The 20,010-nt window shown below is 66.0% G+C and carries 16 protein-coding genes; 12 read left to right on the plus strand and 4 right to left on the minus strand.

Annotated features, from left to right (window positions below):
• Nucleotides 1-24: 24 nt before the first annotated feature.
• From ACK5F2_RS00770 to ACK5F2_RS00790, 5 genes are read left to right on the plus strand one after another with little or no spacing between them, the layout of a single operon-like run.
• Nucleotides 25-2,421, plus strand: a complete 2,397-nt coding sequence (locus ACK5F2_RS00770; protein WP_409862079.1) for a 3-hydroxyacyl-CoA dehydrogenase/enoyl-CoA hydratase family protein — start codon at nt 25-27, stop codon at nt 2,419-2,421.
• 27 nt (nt 2,422-2,448) lie between these two features.
• Entirely contained in the window at nt 2,449-3,663 is a 1,215-nt protein-coding gene (locus tag ACK5F2_RS00775; protein ID WP_409862081.1) for an acetyl-CoA C-acyltransferase, read from the plus strand.
• A 57-nt stretch (nt 3,664-3,720) separates the two neighbouring features.
• A complete protein-coding gene (locus tag ACK5F2_RS00780; RefSeq protein WP_409862082.1) occupies nt 3,721-4,575 on the plus strand; it encodes an alpha/beta fold hydrolase in 855 nt (284 codons plus the stop codon).
• A 27-nt stretch (nt 4,576-4,602) separates the two neighbouring features.
• A complete protein-coding gene (locus ACK5F2_RS00785) occupies nt 4,603-5,367 on the plus strand; it encodes an enoyl-CoA hydratase (protein WP_409862084.1) in 765 nt (254 codons plus the stop codon).
• An 11-nt stretch (nt 5,368-5,378) separates the two neighbouring features.
• The gene (locus ACK5F2_RS00790; RefSeq protein WP_409862086.1) at nt 5,379-6,137 is read left to right on the plus strand and encodes an SGNH/GDSL hydrolase family protein; all 759 of its coding nucleotides are present in this window, start codon (nt 5,379-5,381) and stop codon (nt 6,135-6,137) included.
• Here the strand turns inward: ACK5F2_RS00790 and ACK5F2_RS00795 are convergent.
• Both ACK5F2_RS00795 and ACK5F2_RS00800 read right to left on the minus strand, forming a co-directional pair.
• Complete coding sequence (locus tag ACK5F2_RS00795; RefSeq protein WP_409862087.1) at nt 6,134-7,312, minus strand: NAD(P)/FAD-dependent oxidoreductase; 1,179 nt, start codon at nt 7,310-7,312, stop codon at nt 6,134-6,136. The genes ACK5F2_RS00790 and ACK5F2_RS00795 overlap by 4 nt on opposite strands.
• A gap of 4 nt (nt 7,313-7,316) precedes the next feature.
• Entirely contained in the window at nt 7,317-7,754 is a 438-nt protein-coding gene (locus tag ACK5F2_RS00800; RefSeq protein ID WP_409862088.1) for an acyl-CoA thioesterase, read from the minus strand.
• Nucleotides 7,755-7,943: 189 nt separating this feature from the next.
• Between ACK5F2_RS00800 and ACK5F2_RS00805 the strand changes: the two genes are divergently transcribed.
• Entirely contained in the window at nt 7,944-9,785 is a 1,842-nt protein-coding gene (locus ACK5F2_RS00805; protein WP_409862090.1) for an ABCB family ABC transporter ATP-binding protein/permease, read from the plus strand.
• Nucleotides 9,786-9,861: 76 nt separating this feature from the next.
• Here ACK5F2_RS00805 and ACK5F2_RS00810 read toward each other — a convergent pair whose 3' ends face one another.
• Nucleotides 9,862-10,509 carry a PEP-CTERM sorting domain-containing protein gene (locus tag ACK5F2_RS00810; RefSeq protein WP_409862091.1) on the minus strand — a complete coding sequence of 216 codons (648 nt, stop codon included), beginning with the start codon at nt 10,507-10,509 and terminating at the stop codon, nt 9,862-9,864.
• A gap of 173 nt (nt 10,510-10,682) precedes the next feature.
• Between ACK5F2_RS00810 and ACK5F2_RS00815 the strand changes: the two genes are divergently transcribed.
• The 5 genes from ACK5F2_RS00815 (at nt 10,683) to ACK5F2_RS00835 (ending at nt 14,982) form a co-directional block, all read left to right on the plus strand.
• Entirely contained in the window at nt 10,683-11,609 is a 927-nt protein-coding gene (locus tag ACK5F2_RS00815; RefSeq protein WP_409862093.1) for a LysR substrate-binding domain-containing protein, read from the plus strand.
• 246 nt (nt 11,610-11,855) lie between these two features.
• Nucleotides 11,856-12,746 carry an amino acid ABC transporter substrate-binding protein gene (locus ACK5F2_RS00820; RefSeq protein WP_409862094.1) on the plus strand — a complete coding sequence of 297 codons (891 nt, stop codon included), beginning with the start codon at nt 11,856-11,858 and terminating at the stop codon, nt 12,744-12,746.
• Between the two features lie 81 nt (nt 12,747-12,827).
• A complete protein-coding gene (locus ACK5F2_RS00825; protein ID WP_409862104.1) occupies nt 12,828-13,565 on the plus strand; it encodes an amino acid ABC transporter permease in 738 nt (245 codons plus the stop codon).
• Nucleotides 13,566-13,567: 2 nt separating this feature from the next.
• Nucleotides 13,568-14,233: an amino acid ABC transporter permease gene (locus ACK5F2_RS00830; protein WP_409862096.1), complete on the plus strand. Its 666-nt coding sequence runs from the start codon at nt 13,568-13,570 to the stop codon at nt 14,231-14,233.
• Between the two features lie 14 nt (nt 14,234-14,247).
• Nucleotides 14,248-14,982, plus strand: coding sequence for an amino acid ABC transporter ATP-binding protein (locus ACK5F2_RS00835; protein ID WP_133603279.1), 735 nt, complete (start codon nt 14,248-14,250; stop codon nt 14,980-14,982).
• 79 nt (nt 14,983-15,061) lie between these two features.
• Here the strand turns inward: ACK5F2_RS00835 and ACK5F2_RS00840 are convergent, their stop codons facing one another.
• Nucleotides 15,062-15,829 carry a DUF4394 domain-containing protein gene (locus tag ACK5F2_RS00840; RefSeq protein WP_409862098.1) on the minus strand — a complete coding sequence of 256 codons (768 nt, stop codon included), beginning with the start codon at nt 15,827-15,829 and terminating at the stop codon, nt 15,062-15,064.
• 509 nt (nt 15,830-16,338) lie between these two features.
• Here ACK5F2_RS00840 and ACK5F2_RS00845 point away from each other — a divergent pair.
• A complete protein-coding gene (locus tag ACK5F2_RS00845; protein ID WP_409862099.1) occupies nt 16,339-18,792 on the plus strand; it encodes a hypothetical protein in 2,454 nt (817 codons plus the stop codon).
• Nucleotides 18,793-20,010 lie beyond the last annotated feature (1,218 nt).

Genomic DNA, 20,010 nt, shown 5'->3' on the forward strand with positions numbered 1-20,010 from the left:
CATTCAACAATCAAAGGATTCATCATGAGTCGATTCCAAGTTCGCAAGGTGGCCGTGCTGGGCGCCGGCGTCATGGGCGCGCAGATCGCGGCCCATCTGGTCAATGTCAAGGTGCCGGTCGTGCTGTTCGACCTGCCCGCCAAGGAAGGCCCCAAGAACGGCATCGTCAGCAAGGCCGTCGATGGGCTCAAGAAGCTCAAGCCCGCACCCCTGGGCGTGGCCGAGAACGCCGCCCTGATCCAGCAGGCGAACTATGAAGAGCATCTGGAACTGCTCAAGGACTGCGATCTGATCATCGAGGCCATCGCCGAGCGCATGGACTGGAAGCTGGATCTCTACACCAAGATTGCGCCCTTCGTCGCCCCGCATGCCATCGTGGCCTCCAACACCTCGGGCCTGAGCATCACCAAGCTCTCCGAAGTGCTGCCCGAAGAAATCAAGCCGCGCTTCTGCGGCATCCATTTCTTCAACCCGCCGCGCTATATGTACCTGGTCGAGCTGATCAACACGCCGACCACCCGTCCGGAAGTGATCGACCAGCTGGAAAGCTTCGTCACCACCGCCGTGGGCAAGGGCGTGGTGCGCGCCAATGACACGCCCAACTTCGTGGCCAATCGCGTGGGCATCGCCGGCATGATGGCCACCATGATCGAGGCCGAGAAGTTCGGCCTGTCGGTCGACGTGGTGGACGACCTGACCGGCAAGAAGCTGGGCCGCGCCTCCAGCGGCACCTTCCGCACCGCTGACGTGGTGGGCCTGGACACCATGGCCCATGTCGTCAAGACCATGCAGGACAACCTGAAGGACGACCCCTTCTACAGCACCTACGCCACCCCCAAGGTGCTGGCCGGTCTGATCGAGAAGGGCGCCCTGGGCCAGAAGGCCGGCGCGGGCTTCTACAAGAAGGTCGGCAAGGACATCCAGCGCCTGGACTTCGCGACCGGCGAATACGTCGCCGGCGGCAAGAAGGCCGACGAGATCGTGGCCCGCATGCTCAAAAAACCGGCTGCCGACCGCATCAAGCTGCTGCGCGAGTCGAGCAACCCGCAGGCCCAGTTCCTGTGGTCCATCCTGCGCGACAGCTTCCACTATGTGGCCGTGCATCTGGACACGGTGGCCGATACCGCCCGCGAAATCGACTTCGCCATGCGCTGGGGCTTCGGCTCGCAACAAGGCCCCTTCGAGCTGTGGCAAGCCGCCGGCTGGAAGCAGGTGGCTGAGTGGGTGAAGGCGGACATCGACGCCGGCAAGACCCTGTCCAGCGCCCCGCTGCCCGCCTGGGTGTTCGAGGGCCCGGTCGCCGACAACGGCGGTGTGCACAGCAAGGACGGCTCCTGGAGCGCCGCCGAGGGCAAGTTCAAGCCGCGCGCCAAGCTGCCGGTCTATGAGCGCCAGGCCTTCCCCGAGTCCCTGGTGGGCGAAGGTGCCGTCGAGCCCCTGAAGGCCGGCACCGAGCTCTTCAAGAACGAGGAAGTGCGCGTCTGGACCCTGGACGGCGAGGTGCTGATCGCCTCCATCAACTGCAAGCTGCACCTGATCAGCCCCACCGTCACCGAAGGCCTGCTCAAGGCTGTCGAGATCGCCGAGGCCGGCTACAAGGGCCTGGTGATCTGGAGCCCGGACGATGTGTTCTCCGCCGGTGCCAACCTGGAAGCGCTGATGCCGGTCTTCATGACCAAGGGCGCCAAGGGCATTGCCCCGGAAGAGAAGAAGCTGCAGGACATGATGCTGCGCATCCGCTACGCCAATGTGCCGGTGGTCGCTGCCATGCGTGGCCTGGCCCTGGGCGGCGGCTGCGAGCTGGCGGTGCACTGCGCCCGTCGCGTGGCGCATATGGAAAGCTATGTCGGCCTGGTGGAAGTGGGCGTGGGCCTGATCCCCGGCGGCGGCGGCCTGACCTATATCGCCCGCCGTGCGGCCGAGATGGCGGCAGCCGGCAACGCCAATGCCGACATCTTCGCCTTCCTGAAGGACGGCTTCACCAGCGCCGCCATGGCCAAGGTCGCGACCTCGGCCCTGGAAGCGCAGAAGCTGGGCTATCTGCTGGACAGCGACATCATCGTGCCGAACAAGGACGAGCTGCTCTTCGTCGCCAGCGCCCAGGTCAAGGCCATGGCCGACTCGGGCTACCGCGCGCCGCTCAAGACCAAGTTCCCGGTTGCGGGCCGCTCGGGCATTGCCACGGTCAAGTCCTCGCTGGCCAATATGCGTGACGGCGGCTTCATCAGCCAGCACGACTTCCACTTGGCCTCGCTGATCGCCGACGTGGTCTGCGGCGGTGATGTCGAGGCCGGCGCCCTGGTCACCGAGGAATACCTGATGGCCCTGGAGCGCAAGCACTTCTGCGCGCTGCTGGAGCACCCCAAGACCCAGGAACGCATCATGGGCATGCTGCAGACCGGCAAGCCGGTGCGCAACTGATTCAGCGGCCTAGAAGGAAATCACATCATGAGCAAGCAAGTTCAAGAAGCCTATATCTGCGCCGCCACCCGCCTGCCCATCGGCAAGTCGGGCCGGGGCTATTTCAAGAACACGCGTCCGGACGAGATGCTGACCCGCGCCATCCAGGCCGCGCTGGCCCAGGTGCCGGGTCTTGACCCCGCCGCGATTGAAGACGCCATCATCGGCTGCTCCTTCCCCGAGGGCGAGCAGGGCATGAACATCGCCCGCGTCGCCGCGGTGCTGTCGGGCCTGCCCAATACCGTGGGCGGCGTGACCATCAACCGCTACTGCGCCTCGGGCATCACCGCCCTGGCCATGGCGGCGGACCGCATCCGCGTCGGCGAGGCCGAGGTGATGATCGCCGGCGGCGTGGAATCCATGTCCATGGTGCCCATGGGCGGCAACAAGCCCAGCTTCCCGCCCGCCATCTTCGAGCGTGACGAGAACATCGGCCTGGCCTACGGCATGGGCCTGACCGCCGAGAAGGTGGCCGAGAAGTGGAAGGTCTCGCGCGAGGCCCAGGACGCCTTTGCCCTGGAATCGCACCGCCGCGCCCTGGCCGCGATCGAAGGCGGTTTCTTCAAGGACGAGATCACGCCGTTCGAGATCGTGGAGCGCCAGCCCGACCTGAGCGGTGACGGTGTCATCGTGAAGAAGCGTGTGGTGGACATCGACGAAGGTCCGCGCAAGGACACCTCGGCCGAAGGCCTGGCCAAGCTCAAGCCGGTCTTCGCCGCCAAGGGCAGCGTCACCGCCGGCAACAGCTCGCAGACCTCGGACGGCGCCGGCGCCCTGATCGTGGCCTCGGAAGCCGCGGTCAAGCGCTTCGGCCTGACCCCGCTGGCCCGCTTCGTGTCCTTCACCGTGCGCGGCGTGCCGCCCGAGATCATGGGCATCGGCCCCATCGAGGCGATTCCCGCCGCGCTCAAGCTCGCCGGCATCAGCGCCGCCGATCTGGACTGGGTGGAGCTCAACGAAGCCTTTGCCGCCCAGAGCCTGGCCGTGCTGAACGATCTGGATAGCAAGGGCATTGTGCTGGACCGCGCCAAGGTCAACCCCAATGGCGGCGCCATCGCCCTGGGCCACCCGCTGGGCGCCACCGGTGCCATCCGCGCGGCCTCGGTGATCCACGGCCTGCGCCGCACCGGCGGCAAGTACGGCATGGTGACCATGTGCGTGGGCGCCGGCCAGGGTGCCGCGGGCATCATCGAGCGCCTGTAAGCGCTCCACGGCAAGCGCGGCTCAGGCCGCGCTTTTTTCTTTTCCCGGAGGGTCGCCATGATCAGCTTTCGCGCCAGCGACGGTTTCGAGCTCAAGGGCCATGTCTATGGCGACCCCGGCACGGCCCGGGCCGGCCTGCTGATCGCGCCGGCCATGGGTGTGGAGCAGCGCTACTACGCCGACTTCGCCCACTGGATGGCGGCGCAGGGTTGGCTGGTGCTGAGCTTCGACTACCGTGGCATGGGCGCCTCGCGCCCGGCCGCGATGCGCGGCTCGCTCAAGGGCCTGGAGGCGGACATCCGGCTCTGGGCCGAGCGCGATGCCAGCGCGGCCCTCGACGAACTGGACCGTCGCCTGGGTGCGGGCGAGCGCCCCATCCACTGGTTGGGCCACAGCCTGGGCGGCCAGATCCTGGGCCTGCTGCCCAACCGCGAGCGCGTGAGCCGCGCCGTGACCGTGGGCACGGGCAGCGGCTACTGGCGCGAGAACGCGGCCGGCCTGCGCCGCTATGTCTGGTGGCTGTGGTACGTGGTCGTGCCGCTGAGCCTGCCGCTCTTTGGCTACTTCCCGGGCCGCCGGCTGCGCAAGGTGGGCGATCTGCCGCGCGGCGTGATGGCGCAGTGGCGGCGTTGGTGCCTCGACCGCGACTACATGATGGGCGAGGGCGGTGCCGCGCTGCGCGCCCAGTACGCGGCACTGCGCACCCCCATGCTGTCCCTGGCCTTCACCGACGACGAATTCATGTCGCGTCGCAATACCGAGTCCCTGCATGGCTTCTACGCCGGGGCGCAGCCCGAGCTGCGGCGCATCGCGCCGGCCGATGTGGGCGTGCGCCGCATCGGCCACTTCGGTTTCTTCCGCAAGCATTTCGAGGCCAGTCTCTGGCCCCAGGTCAGCCACTGGCTGGCATGATCCAGCACAACACATCAAGGAGACCCCATGAGCATCAAGACTGCCACCGTCAACGGCGTGCTGACGATAGAGATCGCCCGCCCCGAGAAGAAGAACGCGCTGACTCGCGCCATGTACCAAGGCATGGCCGATGCCCTGGTGGGTGCCAATGAGGACAAGAGCGTGCGCGCCGTCCTGATCCAGGGCCAGCCCCAGATCTTCACCTCGGGCAATGACATCGAGGACTTCATGGCCAGCCCGCCGCGGGACGAGGACGCCCCGGTGTTCCAGTTCATGCGCGCCCTGCTGGGCTGCGAGAAGCCGGTCATTGCCGCCGTCAACGGTGCGGCCATTGGCATCGGCACCACCCTGCTGCTGCACTGCGATTTCGTCTATGTGGCCGACGACGCCCGCCTGGCCATGCCCTTCGTGGCCCTGGGCCTGGTGCCGGAGTTCGGCTCCAGCCTGGTGGTGCCGCGCCTGATGGGCCATGTGAAGGCGGCCGAGAAGCTGCTGCTGGGCGACCCCTTTACCGGCGCCGAGGCCGTGGAATGCGGCATTGCCAATGCGGTGCTGCCGGCCGGCGAGGTGGTGAACCAGGCCCGCCGCGTGGCCGAGCGCTTCAACAATCTGGCGCCCAGCGCGGTGCGCGAGAGCAAGCGCCTGATGCGCGCCCCGCACGCCGAGCAGCTGGAAGCGGTGATCCGCCAGGAGGCCGAGATCTTCGGCGCCCGTCTGCGCAGCCCCGAGGCCATGGAGGCCTTCCAGGCCTTCTTCCAGAAGCGCCAGCCGGACTTCAGCAAGTTCGACTGAGCCTCGGCGCGATGATCCCCGCCCTGGCCGGCGTGGCGCTGGCGCCCCTGTTGCTGTGGCAGGGCCGCCGGGTGCGGCGCCAGGCCCTGCGCCTGCCCGAGGCGGCCGGCCCTCGTGAGGGCTGTGCAGGGCAGGGGGTGCAATGCCTGCGGGTGCTGATCGTGGGTGACTCTTCCGCTGCGGGCGTGGGCGCACGTACCCAGGACGAGGCTCTGGCGGAGCAGCTCAGCCGGGCGCTGTCGCAGCGCTTGGGCTTTCAGGTTCGCTGGCAACTGCTGGGGCAGACGGGGCACAGCACGGCCGATGCCTTGGCCCAGCTGGCTCAGGCACAGCGCGTGCTGGCGGCCGATGTGATGGTCACGGCCCTTGGGGTCAATGATGTGAGCGCGGGGCTCTCTGCCGCGCGCTGGATGCAGCAATTGGATCGTCTGCACGCGTTGGCGGTTCAGCGCGCCGGCGTGCGCTATACCTTGCACAGTGCCGTGCCGCCCATGCATGCCTTCCCCTTGCTGCCACAGCCCCTGCGTTGGTGGCTGGGCGGGCGTGCCGCGAGCCTGAACCGGGCCTTGTTCCGACAGCTTGCGGCGAGCCCGGTGCGCGGTGTGCAGGCCTTGCCTCAGGAACTTCAGGCCGATGACTCAGCCGCCGGGCTGATGGCGGCGGACGGCTTTCACCCCAGCCCCGCCGGCTACGCCCTGTGGGCCGAGGTGCTGGCGGCACGTCTGGCGCGGGAGTGGCGGTCGATCGAGCGCGGTCAGGGCTCTGCCTAGATCACATTGCGCTCCAGATACGGCAGACCCAGTGCCAAGCGACGTGGGCTCAGCGGGCTCAGATCCAGGCTGCGGTATTCGCCATGGGCAATCCATTCGGCCAGGCCGCGACCAACGCCCGGCGCATGCTGCAGGCCGTGGCCGGAGAAGCCGCAGGCCAGCAGGAGATTGGCGCAGCCCTGATCCTCCAGCGGGCCCAGCAGGCCGTTGTGGTCAAAGCTGTTCATTTCGTAGTAACCCGCCCAGGCGCGCTGCTGGCGCAGCTGCTCGAAGCCGGGCACGCGTGCGGCCAGGGCGGGCCAGAGCCGTTCCTCGAAAAGATCCGGCTCGGGGTCCAGGGGCAGGTCGCTCGGATCGGCCGGGTCCAGGGGCGGGCCGCCGCAGATGAACTGGCCCTCACCCTCGGGGCGGAACCACAGGCCGGAAGGGTCGATCACCAAGGGGCAGCCGCCGGCCGCCTCGGGCGTGCGACAGGCATAGACGCTGCGGCGCTTGGCCGCCACCGGCACCTGCAGGCCGGCGCTGGCGGCCAGGGTGCCGGACCAGGCACCACAGGCCAGCACATAGAGATCGGCCTGCAGGCGCGTGCCGGAGTGGCAGCGCACGCCGATTAGCGCGCCCTGGGCGTCGCGTTCCAGGGCCAGGGCTTCGTCGGCCAGGTAGCGCACCCCCCGCGCCAGGGCCTGGCGTCGGTAGTGCTGCAGCAGGCCCCAGCTGTCGAACCAGCCCTCGCCGCGGCGGCCCCAGGCGCCCAGGCGCAGATCGTCCGTGGTCAGCCAGGGCCAGCGCTCGCGCAGTGCGGCAGGCGCGAGCAGCTCGATCTCGGCGCCGGCCTGGGTCTGCAGGGTGTGCAGCTCGGCGAGGCCCCGGGCGCCCGCCTCGCTATCGGCCAGATAGAGGTAGCCGCGCTCCACCAGGGCGGCTTCGGGGCCGAGCTCGCGCAGCACGGCCAGGCCGTGCAGGGACAGGGCGATGTTCAGCGGCGTGCTGAACTGCTGGCGGATGGAGGCGGCGGAGCGTGACGAGGAGGCGAGCTCGTAGCTGGGGTCGCGCTCCAGCACCTGCAGGCGCAGATCGGGGCGCAGCGCGGCAAGCTGGGCGGCCACGGCGCTGCCGATGGCGCCGCCGCCCAGGATCAGCACCGAGGCGCCGGTGGCGGCAGGCTGGCCGCGCATGGGCTCAGGCCGCCGGGCTGGTGGCCGCTTCGGCGAAGGGGCGGGGCTTGCCCTCGCGGTCGATGGCCACATAGGTGAGATTGGCCTCGGTGACCTTGACCACCTGCGGATTGGCGGGATTGCGCTCGGCCACCACCTCCACATGCACGGTGACCGAGGTGCGGCCTATGCGTCGCACGCTGGCGTAGAAGGACAACAGATCGCCCACCGAGACCGGCTGCTTGAAGATGAATTCATTGACGGCCACGGTGGTCACGCGGCCGCGGGTGATGCGAGCCGGCAGCACCGATCCCGCCAGGTCGACCTGGGCCATGATCCAGCCGCCGAAGATATCGCCATTGCCATTGGCGTCGGCCGGCATGGGCATGACGCGCATCACCAGTTCGCGCGGATGAGCCGGGGCTAAGGCGGGGGAGGCGGCGGAAGAAGAAAGGTCGGACATGGTGCTTGAGGCCGGCGCGTGGCAAGCCTGTGAAAATGAGGGTTAGAACAAGAATTGCCAAGACCCTTGAGCCTCCACATGGGAAGCTTGGGGCCTGTTGCGGCTTGACGCTATTGTCCTCCGGCGCCAGCCCGAGGCTGGCGCCATGGTGTGGCAGCGCTTGCCCAAGTCCCCAGCAAATTGCACGCCATGCGAGCCCGCGCCAGCCAGCCCCCACCCCAAGACTCCGCCCAATCTCATGCTCCAGCTTCTGCCTCGGCCTCAGCGCCGGCGCGCTCGGACTGGGCCACCATCGCCAAGCTGCTGCCTTATCTCTGGCGCTATCGCTGGCGCGTGGGCCTGGCCCTGGCCTTCATGCTGGGTGCCAAGCTGGCCAATGTGGGCGTGCCGGTGCTGCTCAAGAACCTGGTGGACAGCCTGAGCCTGGCGCCGGGCGATGCCCGCGCCCTGCTGGTGCTGCCGGTGGGCCTGCTGCTGGCCTATGGGGGGCTGCGCCTGTCCACCTCGCTCTTCACCGAGCTGCGCGAGCTGATCTTTGCCAAGGCCACCGAGGGCACGGCGCGCTCCATCTCGCTGCAGGTCTTTCGGCATTTGCATGACCTGAGTCTGCGCTTCCACCTGGAGCGCCAGACCGGGGGCATGACCCGTGATATCGAGCGTGGCACCCGGGCGGTGCACTCCCTGATCTCCTACTCGCTCTACAGCATCCTGCCGACCTTGATCGAGGTGGGCCTGGTGCTGGGCCTGCTGGCCTACAAGTTCGATGCGATGTTTGCCTGGATCACGGTGGGCGCCCTGGTGGTCTATATCGCCTTCACCATCATCGTGACCGAGTGGCGCACCAAGTTCCGCCGCCAGCTCAATGAGCTGGATTCGGTGGCGCACACCAAGGCCATCGACTCCCTGCTGAACTACGAGACGGTCAAGTATTTCAACAACGAGGACTTCGAGGCGCGTCGCTACGACGAGAGCCTGGAGGCCTTGCGCCGCGCCCAGCTCAAGTCGCAAACCACCCTGTCGCTGCTGAACAGCGGCCAGCAGCTCATCATCGCCGCGGCCCTGGTGGCCATGCTCTGGCGCGCCACCCAGGGCGTGGTGGAGGGGCGCATGAGCCTGGGCGATCTGGTCATGATCAATGCCTTCATGATCCAGCTCTACATCCCGCTCAACTTCCTGGGCGTGATCTACCGCGAGATCAAGCAGAGCCTGACCGATCTGGACAAGATGTTCGGCCTGCTGGAGCGCGAGCGCGAGGTGGCGGATGCCCCCGGCGCGCCCGCACTGCAGCTGGCGGGAGCCACGGTGCGCTTCGAGGCGGTGCGTTTCGGCTACGAGGCGGCGCGATCCATCCTGCAGGAGCTCAGCTTCGAGATCCCGGCCGGCAAGAAGGTGGCGGTGGTGGGGCCCAGCGGCGCGGGCAAGAGCACCCTGGCCCGGCTGCTCTACCGCTTCTACGATGTGGACGGCGGGCGCATCAGCATCGACGGCCAGGACATCCGCGCGGTGAGCCAAGCCTCGCTGCGCCGGGCCATAGGCATCGTGCCCCAGGACACGGTGCTCTTCAATGACACGGTGGCCTACAACATTGCCTACGGCCGCCCCGGCGCCACGCGCGAGGAGATCGAGGCGGCGGCGCGCGCCGCCCACATCCACGACTTCATCGCCGCCTCGCCCAAGGGCTATGAGACCCTGGTGGGCGAGCGTGGGCTCAAGCTCAGCGGTGGCGAGAAGCAGCGCGTGGCCATTGCCCGCACCCTGCTCAAGGACCCGCCCCTGTTGATTTTTGACGAGGCCACCTCGGCCCTGGACTCGCGCAATGAGCGCGCCATCCAGGCCGAGCTGGAGGCGGTGGGCCGCAACAAGACCGTGCTGGTGATCGCGCACCGCCTCTCCACCGTGGTGGACGCGCACGAGATCCTGGTGATGGAGGCCGGCCGCATCGTCGAGCGCGGCCGCCATGCCGAGTTGCTGGCGCGCCAGGGCCGCTATGCCCAGATGTGGCAGCTGCAGCAGTCGGGCGAGGGCGGCTGAGGGCGGCAGCTAGGCTGCGAACGCCCACGAAAAAGGCCACGCATGGCGTGGCCTCTTGGGCTGGAGCGGCGAAGGCTCAGGCGGCGCTGGCGCTGCGGCGGCGGGCGCAGCCGGCGGCGGCCAAGCCGGCCATCAACAAGGCCAGGCTGGCGGGTTCGGGCACGGTCTGGTGGCCGCCGCTGCCGAAGCTGATGTCGTCGAAGAAGGCTTGGCCGCTCTCGCCGCTGAAGCGCACGGCGTAGGCCGTGCCATCAAAGCTGAGCTTGGTGTCGCGGCTCCAGTTGCACAGGTCCAAGGGGCGGCAGCCGGCCTGACTCACGCTATTGAGCAGGAAGCTCGTCAGCACCTTGTTGTTCTCGTCCAGCAGGCTCACGCCCACATCGATCTGGTCCGTGGTGTAGCTCAGGGTCAGGCTGTTCTGGAAGCCGCCCTTGACGCGCGCCAGCAGGCTGGTCGGGCCGCTCATGGCGTCCGAAATCAGGGTGGCCGCCGCGATGCCCGAGGGCGTATTGCTGAAGTTGCCCAGGCCGCCGGCCCCGCGGGCGTTCAGCACCCAGCCGTCACTCTCGAACAGCACGCCGCTGCTTTCGTACTGATTGCTCAATCGCAGCAGGCTGTTGGGCGAGTCGGTGATCAGGTTCTCGAAGTTGAGCACCGGGGCGGACATGGCGGCCGAGGCGCCTGCCAATGTGAGGGTTGCGATCGCGGCCTGGATGAGCTTCATGGTAGATGCCCCGAGATGGGTTGTTTGGACGGTCTGCGCTAGCCTGACCCAGCTGCGTTGACTGTACTCAAGCGTTCCGAGAAAGCATGACCTGGCCCCCCTCCATCCAGGGGGTGCTTGGGGCGTGGGAGGCCCGCAAATGGGGGTTTGCCCGGGCGGGCTACACTGCCCGCGTGGAAACCAAGTGGCTTGAAGACTTCGTCAGCTTGGCCGAAACGCGCAGCTTCTCGCGTTCGGCCCAGCTCCGGCATGTGACCCAACCTGCCTTCTCGCGGCGCATCCAGGCGCTGGAAGCCTGGGCGGGGGTGGACCTGGTGGATCGATCCTCCTATCCGACCCGACTCACGGCCGCCGGCGAGACCCTGCTGGATCAGGCCATTGAGATCCTGGGTAGTCTGCAGGCCACGCGCAATATGCTGCGCAGCCACCAGGCCGCCGGCCAGGACATGATCGAGTTCGCCGTGCCACACTCCCTGGCCTTCAGCTTCTTCCCGCACTGGCTGATGGAGTTGCGCCAGCGTTTCGGCGCCGTCAAGACCCGGCTCAATGCGCTGAATGTGCATGACGCCATGATGCAGCTCAGTGAGGGCAACTGCGACCTGCTGCTGGCCTACCATCATCCCAGCCAGCCTCTGCAGCTGGACCCGGAACGCTACGAAATGGCCTCGCTGGGCACCGAGACCTTGGCTGCTTATGCCAAGGCCGATGCCAATGGCCACCCCCTCTTCAACTTGCCGGGGCACCCAGGGCAGAAAATTCCGTTTCTCAGCTATGCCTCGGGTGCTTATCTGGGGCGTTTGGTGGAACTGATCGTCAAGGATGCGCCGCTGGCCCTGAATTTGGACGCCATTTACGAGACGGATATGGCCGAGGGGCTCAAGGCAATGGCGCTGGAAGGGCATGGTCTGGCCTTTCTGCCGGCGAGTTCGGTAAAGAAGGAGCTGAAAGCTCGCCGCTTGGTTCAGGCAGCCCCTTCGGGCGCCTTTGAACTGAGCATGGATCTGCGCATCTACCGGGAGCGTCCCGAGGTGGCACGTCGCAGCAAACCAGCTGCTCAGTCGCTCTGGGACTTTCTGTTCCAGGCGGGGTTGGTGCGCTAGTGTTTTCCCCAGGCGGTCATGTTGGCTTGGCATGACGGAGATGCAGTTTCTGCATTGGGCGGCCCTTGATGCTGTCGCTAGAGTGCGGCGCTTGTTTCTCGTTGCCCGCCTGATCTGAGCTGTGCCGGAAAAAATCTTCGGCAAGTTGTGAAGCTCAGGCTCAAATGCGTAAAACTGCGTACCTGGCAAGAAGCGGGCCCATGGTCTGCTTCAAACCTCGGGATTGAACTTGAACCAGGAGCTCTTATGAAGAAGACATTGCTTGTGCTGGCCGTTGCTGCCGCTGCCGGTGTTGCGCATGCCGACACGCTGAAGAAGATCAAGGACAGCGGCTCGGTCACCATGGGCGTGCGCGAGTCCTCCGGGGCTCTGTCCTACACGCTGGGCGACGGCAAGTACGTCGGCTACCACGTGGAAATCTGCCAGAAGGTGCTGGCCGATGTACAGAAGCAGCTGGGCCTGGCCAAGCTGGACGTGAAGTACCAGCCCGTGACCTCGCAGAACCGCATCCCCCTGGTGCAGAACGGCACCGTGGACATCGAGTGCGGCTCGACCACCAACAATGCCACCCGCCAGAAGGACGTGGCTTTTGCCGTGACCACCTTCGTGGAGGAAGTGCGCATTGCCGTCAAGGCCAACGCCGGCATCAACAACATTGCCCAGCTCAATGGCAAGACGGTTGCCACCACCACCGGTACCACCTCGGTGCAGACTCTGCGCAAGCATGAGCGCGCCACCGGTGTGGACTTCAAGGAAGTGTTCGGCAAGGACCATGCCGACAGCTTCCTGCTGCTGGAGTCGGGCCGTGCCGACGCCTTCGTGATGGACGGTGCCATCCTGGCCGGCAATATCGCCAAGGCCAAGAATCCGGCCGAGTTCAAGATCGTGGGCGAGGTGCTGTCGGTGGAGCCGATCGCCATCATGATGCGCAAGGACGATCCCGCCTTCAAGAAGGCCGTGGACGACAGCATCAAGGCCATGATGAAGTCCGGCGAGATCGCCAAGCTGTGGACCAAGTGGTTCGAGCAGCCCATCCCGCCGTCCAACACCAAGGTCGGCATGGCTGCCAACGACAACACCAAGGCAGCCTGGTCCAACCCGAACGACAAGCCGATGGAAGAGTACGCCAAGAAGTAAGCTGGCGCTTGTCTGATGGCTAGGGGGCCGCCCGGGCTGTAAACGGGCGGCCTCGTTTTTTGAGGGGATTTCGCGGTGGCGATGACATGGGATTGGCAGGTGTTCTGCAAGGACACCATCGACGGTGAGGTGCGCGCCAGCTGCTTCGGTAGCGGTGGCGATATCACCTATCTTGACTGGATGCTGTCCGCCTGGGGCTGGACCCTGAGCGTGGCGTTGCTGGCGCTGGTGGTCGCCCTGGTGTTCGGTTCGCTGATGGGCATCTTCCGCACCACGCCCAGCAAGGCCCTGGTGGCCCTGGGCAATGCCTGGACCGAGCTGTTCCGCAATGTTCCGCTGCTGGTTCAGGTCTTCCTCTGGTATCACGTGCTGCCTGCGCTGATCCCGCCACTGAAGCAGGTCCCCAGCTTCATCCTGGTCGTGTTTGCCCTGGGCTTCTTCACCTCGGCGCGTATTGCCGAGCAGGTCAGGGCTGGTATCCAGAGCCTGCCTAAGGGGCAGCGCTACGCGGGGCTGGCCATGGGCTTCACCCTGCCGCAGACCTATCGCTATGTGCTGCTGCCCATGGCCTTCCGCATCGTGATCCCGCCGCTGACCAGCGAGAGCATGAACATCATCAAGAACTCCTCGGTGGCCTTCGCGGTTTCGATCGCGGAGCTGACCATGTTCGCCATGCAGGCCCAGGAGGAAACTTCCAAGGGCGTCGAGATCTATCTGGGGGTTACGGGCCTGTACTTCATCTCCGCCTTCGCGGTCAACCGCATTGCGCTTTTCATCGAGCACCGCGTGGCCGTGCCCGGCATGGTGGGGGGCAAGTAAGCATGAATCTCGACTTCAGTTTCATGGACTGGAACCTGGTTTCCAGTTTCGTGCTCAAGGGCCTTTTGTTCAGCGTGCAGCTGACCCTGATCGCCATGGTGGGCGGCATCGCCCTGGGCACCGTGCTGGCGCTGATGCGCCTTTCGGGCAAGAAGTGGCTGGCCGTTCCCGCTGCTTTCTATGTGAACACCCTGCGCTCCATCCCCCTGGTGATGGTGATCCTGTGGTTCTTCCTGCTGATTCCCCTGCTGATCGGCAAGCCCATGGGCGCGGAGCTCTCGGCCATGATCACCTTCACGGTGTTCGAGGCGGCCTACTTCTCCGAGATCATGCGTGCCGGCATCCAGAGCGTGCCCAAGGGCCAGGTCTATGCAGGCTACGCGGTCGGCATGACCTACCGCCAGACCATGCAGCTGGTGGTGTTGCCCCAGGCCTTCCGCAATATGCTGCCGGTGCTGCTGACCCAGACCATCATCCTCTTCCAGGACACCTCCCTGGTCTACGCCATCGGGGCCTATGACCTGCTCAAGGGCTTCGAGGTGGCCGGCAAGAACTTCAACCGCCCGGTCGAGACCTATCTGGTCGCGGCCCTGGTCTACTTTGTCATCTGCTTCTCGCTGTCGATGCTGGTGCGTCGCCTGCAGAAGAAGATTGCCATCATTCGCTAAGGGCTAGAAGCGCCATGATCGAAATCAAGAACGTCTCCAAGTGGTACGGCCCCTTCCAGGTGCTGACCGACTGCACCACCAGCATCAAGAAGGGCGAGGTGGTGGTGGTGTGCGGGCCCTCCGGCTCGGGCAAGTCCACCCTGATCAAGACCGTCAACGCGCTGGAGCCCATTCAGCAGGGTGACATCATCGTGGACGGCACCAGCCTGACCGATCCGCGCACCGATCTGCCCAAGCTGCGCTCGCGCGTGGGCATGGTGTTCCAGCACTTCGAACTCTTCCCCCATCTCTCGGTCACCGAGAACCTGACCATCGCCCAGGTCAAGGTCCTGGGCCGCAGCCTGGACGACGCCAAGGCGCGAGGCCTGAAGATGCTGGACCGCGTGGGCCTGATGGCCCACAAGGACAAGTTCCCCGGTCAGCTCTCCGGCGGCCAGCAGCAGCGTGTGGCCATTGCCCGCGCGCTGTCCATGGACCCCATCGTGATGCTGTTCGATGAGCCCACCTCGGCCCTGGACCCCGAGATGGTGGGCGAGGTGCTGGACGTGATGGTGCAGCTGGCCAACGAGGGCATGACCATGATGTGCGTGACGCACGAGATGGGATTTGCCAAGAAGGTCAGCAACCGCGTGATCTTCATGGATGCCGGCAAGATCGTCGAGGACTGCCAGAGGGATGAGTTCTTCGGCAACCCGGAAGCGCGCTCCCCGCGTGCCAAGGACTTCCTGTCCAAGATCCTGCAGCACTGAGCGTGCACCGCGCTATGCGCGGCATCGCTGAACAACAAGGGCGCCTATGGCGCCCTTGCTCTTTGCGGCGCTGGAGGGCTCAGGGCTCGATGGCAGCGCCCACGACGGGCTCGCCGCCCGCGATGGTGCCGATCAGCGTGGCCCGGCCACTGCGCAGGTCAATGCGGTACCAGTGCGAGATGCTGCCCTGACGCACCGCGGCATAGGCCGTATTGGACACATCCGAGATGTCCAGACTGGCATGGGCAAAGCTGCCTATGCCCAGCGAGCCCACCGTGAAGAGCCGCCCGGTATTGGGTGAGATCACGGGCTGCACCCCCTCCTTGCTCCCCTGGTGCACCAGGGTGCCCAGCCTGCCGTCCAGGGCGTAGTTGGTGGTGAGCTTCTCGTCGTCCTTGTTGTAGCTGTAGCCGGCCGCCACGATGCCTGGTTCCTTGCCGGCATGCGCATCCCCGCTGTCATAGCGCAGGGGCTCGTCGAGCTGCAGCCCTGTCTGCTCGGGCTTGGCGTCGACGATGGCGCCCGTGTCCGGGTGCAGGCGCAGATTGAAGCCCTTGTCGTTGACCACCCGGATGCGGTCCACCGTGGGGTTGAAGTCAAAGCCCCATTCGCTAGCGCCGTCACGGGGCAGGGCGACGGGCGTTCCCACGGCAGCGGCCCGGCCGGTCGCGGGGTCGATGCGGTAGAGCTGGCCGCTGGCACCCAGACCGAAGAGCTGGCCCTTGGCCACCCGGTAGTCGATGCCCAGCAGATGATCTCCCGGAGCCAGACCGTCGAGGCTCCTGCGTGCGAGCAGCTTCTGTGGCTGCCCGGCATTGAACTGAATCAGCTGATGGCTGCCGGTCACGGCATAGATCATTTCTTTTGCGGGTGCGCCAGGCGGTTCGGCGGGGCGGCTGGCACAAGCGCCAAGCAGCACGCTCAGGGCCGCGCAGGCGAGTACGGGCGCGGGACGGGCTCGGAAACGGATCACATCGATCTCCTGATCATGGACTGCGCCAATTGTTGGCCGGGACTGGGCGCATCGCAGGCTTGCCTTGCTGCCGCCCTGTCCGGAAATTCACGCCTTACCCGCCCCCGTGGCCATCAAGACCGCGGTCATCAAGGCTGCGCCGCTGCACCCCGTTCGCCCAGCCCCACATCGACCGGATCCACCGCCCAAAACGCGCAATTTGTCACGAGTGCAAGCAGCCGTTTCCGCGCCCGAGGTTCTGTGCGTATTCCGCGCGACTTCATTGGGGCCGAGCGCAGTTGTATGGCGCCTGAGCGTTTGAGACATAGGCGGCTGAGGGGGGGATTTCTAGACTGCGCCCTCGTCAGGGCTGGGCCGTTCTGCATCGCGATGCCCTGACCGCCTTGGCCAACCTCCCGACCGCGAGCATCACCGTGCCTGATCTATATCGAACCTCGTCTAGCCGCTTGGCTCCCCTTACGCTGGCCCTGCTCGTTTCCATGGGCTTGCAGGCCTGCATGGAAGGTGTGGAACTGCAAGCCGATGAGATCCCCAAGCAGTCGCCCGACGGCCCCCTCGACGCCCTGCCGCAGCTACCGGCCGAAGTGTTGCCGCCCACGAAAGTGCCGGGCGCTATCTCTGGCGCCGCCCCTGAGGGTCCGGCCGAAAAGCCGCCGCTCACGCAAGCGCCCGGCGGTACACCCGCGCCATCCGAATCGGCTCCCACGCCGATACCTGCGCCTGCGCCGAGCCCAGCCCCCGCTCCCGCTCCTGCCCCTGCACCGGCTCCTGCCCCAGCCCCTGCTCGCGCTGTCCACAGTGTTCGTCTGCTCGACGAGGGAGTTGCCCTTGATGCAGCCAGCTTCGGCATTACCAGCGCGGCCGGTTTTGCTCCCAGCTCCGTGGTCTTGCATGGTGATGTCCTGCATCTCGCCAACGACATCGGTACCGCAGCATCTATCTTGCGCTACGACATCAAGGCCATGCGGGCCTTGGCCCCTATCGCAGGAGCTGTCTATGCTGGGCGTGTCGATAGCTACAACCGTGTGAGCGATCTGGCTCGTCACGGCAATCGCCTCTATGCGGCGTCCATGTCATCGAATCGCGTCGACGTGTTTGACATGGCGGATCCCAGCCGCCCCACCCACATCACCACGCTGGGCACGGGCAGTTGGAGTAGCAAGGAAGACGTCGGTCTGGTTCACGCGCTGGCCGTGGCTGCGAACAGCTCGTATGTGTTCGCCGTCGACATCACCAACCGCATCTCGGTCTGGAAGCAGTCGGATGTCACCGCCGCCAACAACCGCAAGGCTGTCAAGCATGCCTTCCTGGCATTGCCCGGCTGCGGCAGCATCCACTGCGAGGTCAAGCTGGCCGCCACGGAGAACAGGCTGATTGCCAATTTCAGCAATGGGCGCAGTTTTTCCTATGACGTGAGCGCGCTCGAGGCATCCAGCACACCGCTGCAACCCAAGCTTGTCCAGGACGGTGTGAGCAATGCTGTGGCGGAGGGGGACGATAGCCATATCTACGTCAGCCGGACCAGCGGTGGCGTTGACCGCTTCAGCGCAGACGCGGTGCAGGCCCAGGGCGCAAGCATCCTGCCCGCCAAGGCCGTTGACGAATACCGGCAGACTTCCTTGCGCAATGAGCCGAATGCCGCCTTCACCAAGGCGCGGGACCTGAGTTTCCATCAGCAGCGCCTGGCTGCCATCCAAGGACAGCGCATCCTGGTGCTGCCGCAGCGGCAGATCACGCAGTTTCTTCAAGCGAGCACGGCAACGGTGCCGAGCCATCAGCTTGCTGCGCTGCCCGCCGCGGACAGCCGCGGCCTACTGCGCAATGAAGACAGTTGGGAGACCCTTACCGATCCGACGCAGCGTGGCGTATACGTGAATCGTTTGCTGAGTGGCAGTGTCGAGAAGACGCGCCTCAAGCTCAGCAGCTACAGCGCGCTGGAGGTCAAGGACCTGAAGATCCAGGCCCGTCTCAAGGGTTCGGATCAGTGGTTCGGGCTGGGCACCTTGGACCGGTTCCCGGCCTTCAGTCAGCTGTACCTCGCGACCGCCCTGAAAGACGGGCAGGGCCTTCCGCAAGCTGAAGGCAGTGGGAGTTTCAAGCTGGAGGGGCTTGACGCCGTGACGAGAATCCCGTCGGACGTCTTTGACATTCGCATCGTGTCGCCCACCGACACGCACTTGCGCAAGCTCAACAGCATCAAGCCTCGCTGGTTCCTGTACTTCGGCAAGTACGACGAACCCGGCACATGGGCCCGGATCAATCCCTTCTACGCGCGGGAGTGGATCATCCTCATGAGCAACTTTGCCTACATGCTGAGCACGCGGGAGTTCGAGCACCTCTGGTTCAATCACAAGAAGGTGATGGGGCACGACTTCTTCGGCAACGCCGGCCAGGTCCAGGGCCCTGGGGGTTTCTTCACCGCCAGCGATTACCGCTATTACTACGACGCGATCATGAATCGCGGGTCGATTCGGCTCGGCATCACCACCATGGGTGGCGGGCTGGGTGGGGGCGACGTGCTGGGCCTGGACACCTGGAACTACTACGTCCACTACTTCCGCAACAACGGTGCCCTGGGTCATGAGTTCGGGCACCACTTCGGCAGTCACTACAGTGCCTGGGCCAATGAGAGCTGGGGGATGCAGCGTTTCACCACCGAGCTGCTCGACATGCTCCTGCGCAAAGGCGAGCTGCCGTATACCGACCCGAATACCAATGCCTTCCACCTGACGCCGCGCGAGTTCCTCTACAACGGCGTCGCCCAGGGCTTGCGCCGCCTGCGCCCGGCGTCCGAGATCAATGCGCTGGAGGCCTACTTCGCCGCTAACCCGCTTTGAGCAAAGCCGAGAGATTGACGGGGGGCCAAGCCAGGTGCGGCGCCCTTCTTCTCGATCAGGCTCGCCGCCGAGCCCGCTGCAGCCCTTTGAACCGAACGGACCAGACATTTGACTTCGCGAGCTCAACTGCGCCTGACCAGGTGGATCAGCACCACCAGGCTTTCAAGTCCTCCCAGGAATCTGGGATCAATCTCTTCAGTGATCAGGACCGCGAGAGCCGTCAAGCCCCGCTTCTCTGGTGCGACTCCTGGCGCAGCCCGGTCTGCTGTGGCGACACGCGGCCTGCCCAGGGAGGCTCGGATGTCTCGGTGTGCATCCACGCTTGCAAGCCTCGGTTGTCATGTGTTCGGCCAGCAAGGGAGATGCCGTCCAAAGGGGCGGTGACGACCTGCCCGCGGCGGCGGCAACGCCTTGGCGCTTCCCATCACGGGCTGTTCAATGCGCCATACATCCACGGATGGGCGCCGCGCAAGCCGGCGCGATTCAGACGGACGACGTGCTTGAGCCTTTCCGGCTCGCCGCCTTGAGGATCGAGATATTGCTCAATTTGTCATCGCTGAAAGCAAGTGTTTCCGCGGATGCGACTTTGTGCGCATTTCGCGCTTTTTCTTCCCGGCTGAGCGTGATTGCAAGGTGGCTGAGCGCTTGAGACATATCAAGCGCGAGTGGCCGTTCCTAGACTTCGCCACGTTCCCACGCGGGAGGGCTGACGCTCGTGCTTCGAGCCCCGAGCCAGCCTTATCCACCCACAAAGCGAGATTCCATGTTCCAGCTGAACCGACCTGCTGCGCCCCTGCGGCTGGCACCTCTGACGCTAGCCTTGCTGGTGAGCCTCTCCCTGCAAGCCTGCATGGATGAAGAGCCTTTGGAGGAGGACAAGGTCGCTGCGCAGGAGCAGCCCAACGCGGGCGTGGAGAGCGCCCCCCCCGTAGAAGAGCCCAGCCACTCCGCGCCTGGCGTCACGGCCCGCGGGGGCGCGGGTCCGGCTGGCGCGCCAGCGCCGGGTGGATCGGCGGGATCCTCCCAGCCGGCCGAGGGGGAGGCTACAGCGCCCACTCAGCCGCCATTGGATGCCGAAGGAAACCCGGTGCCGGCTCCGGCGCCCGCACCTTCACCCGCACCATCCCCGGCCCCCGTTCCGTCCCCTGCACCGGCCCCGGCTCCGCTGCCGGCCGACCCCATCGCCCGGGCGCTCCAGCAAGCCGGCCTGGTGGGATG

The sequence above is a fragment of the Roseateles sp. genome (assembly GCF_046300915.1).
Classification (GTDB): Bacteria; Pseudomonadota; Gammaproteobacteria; order Burkholderiales; family Burkholderiaceae_C; genus Kinneretia.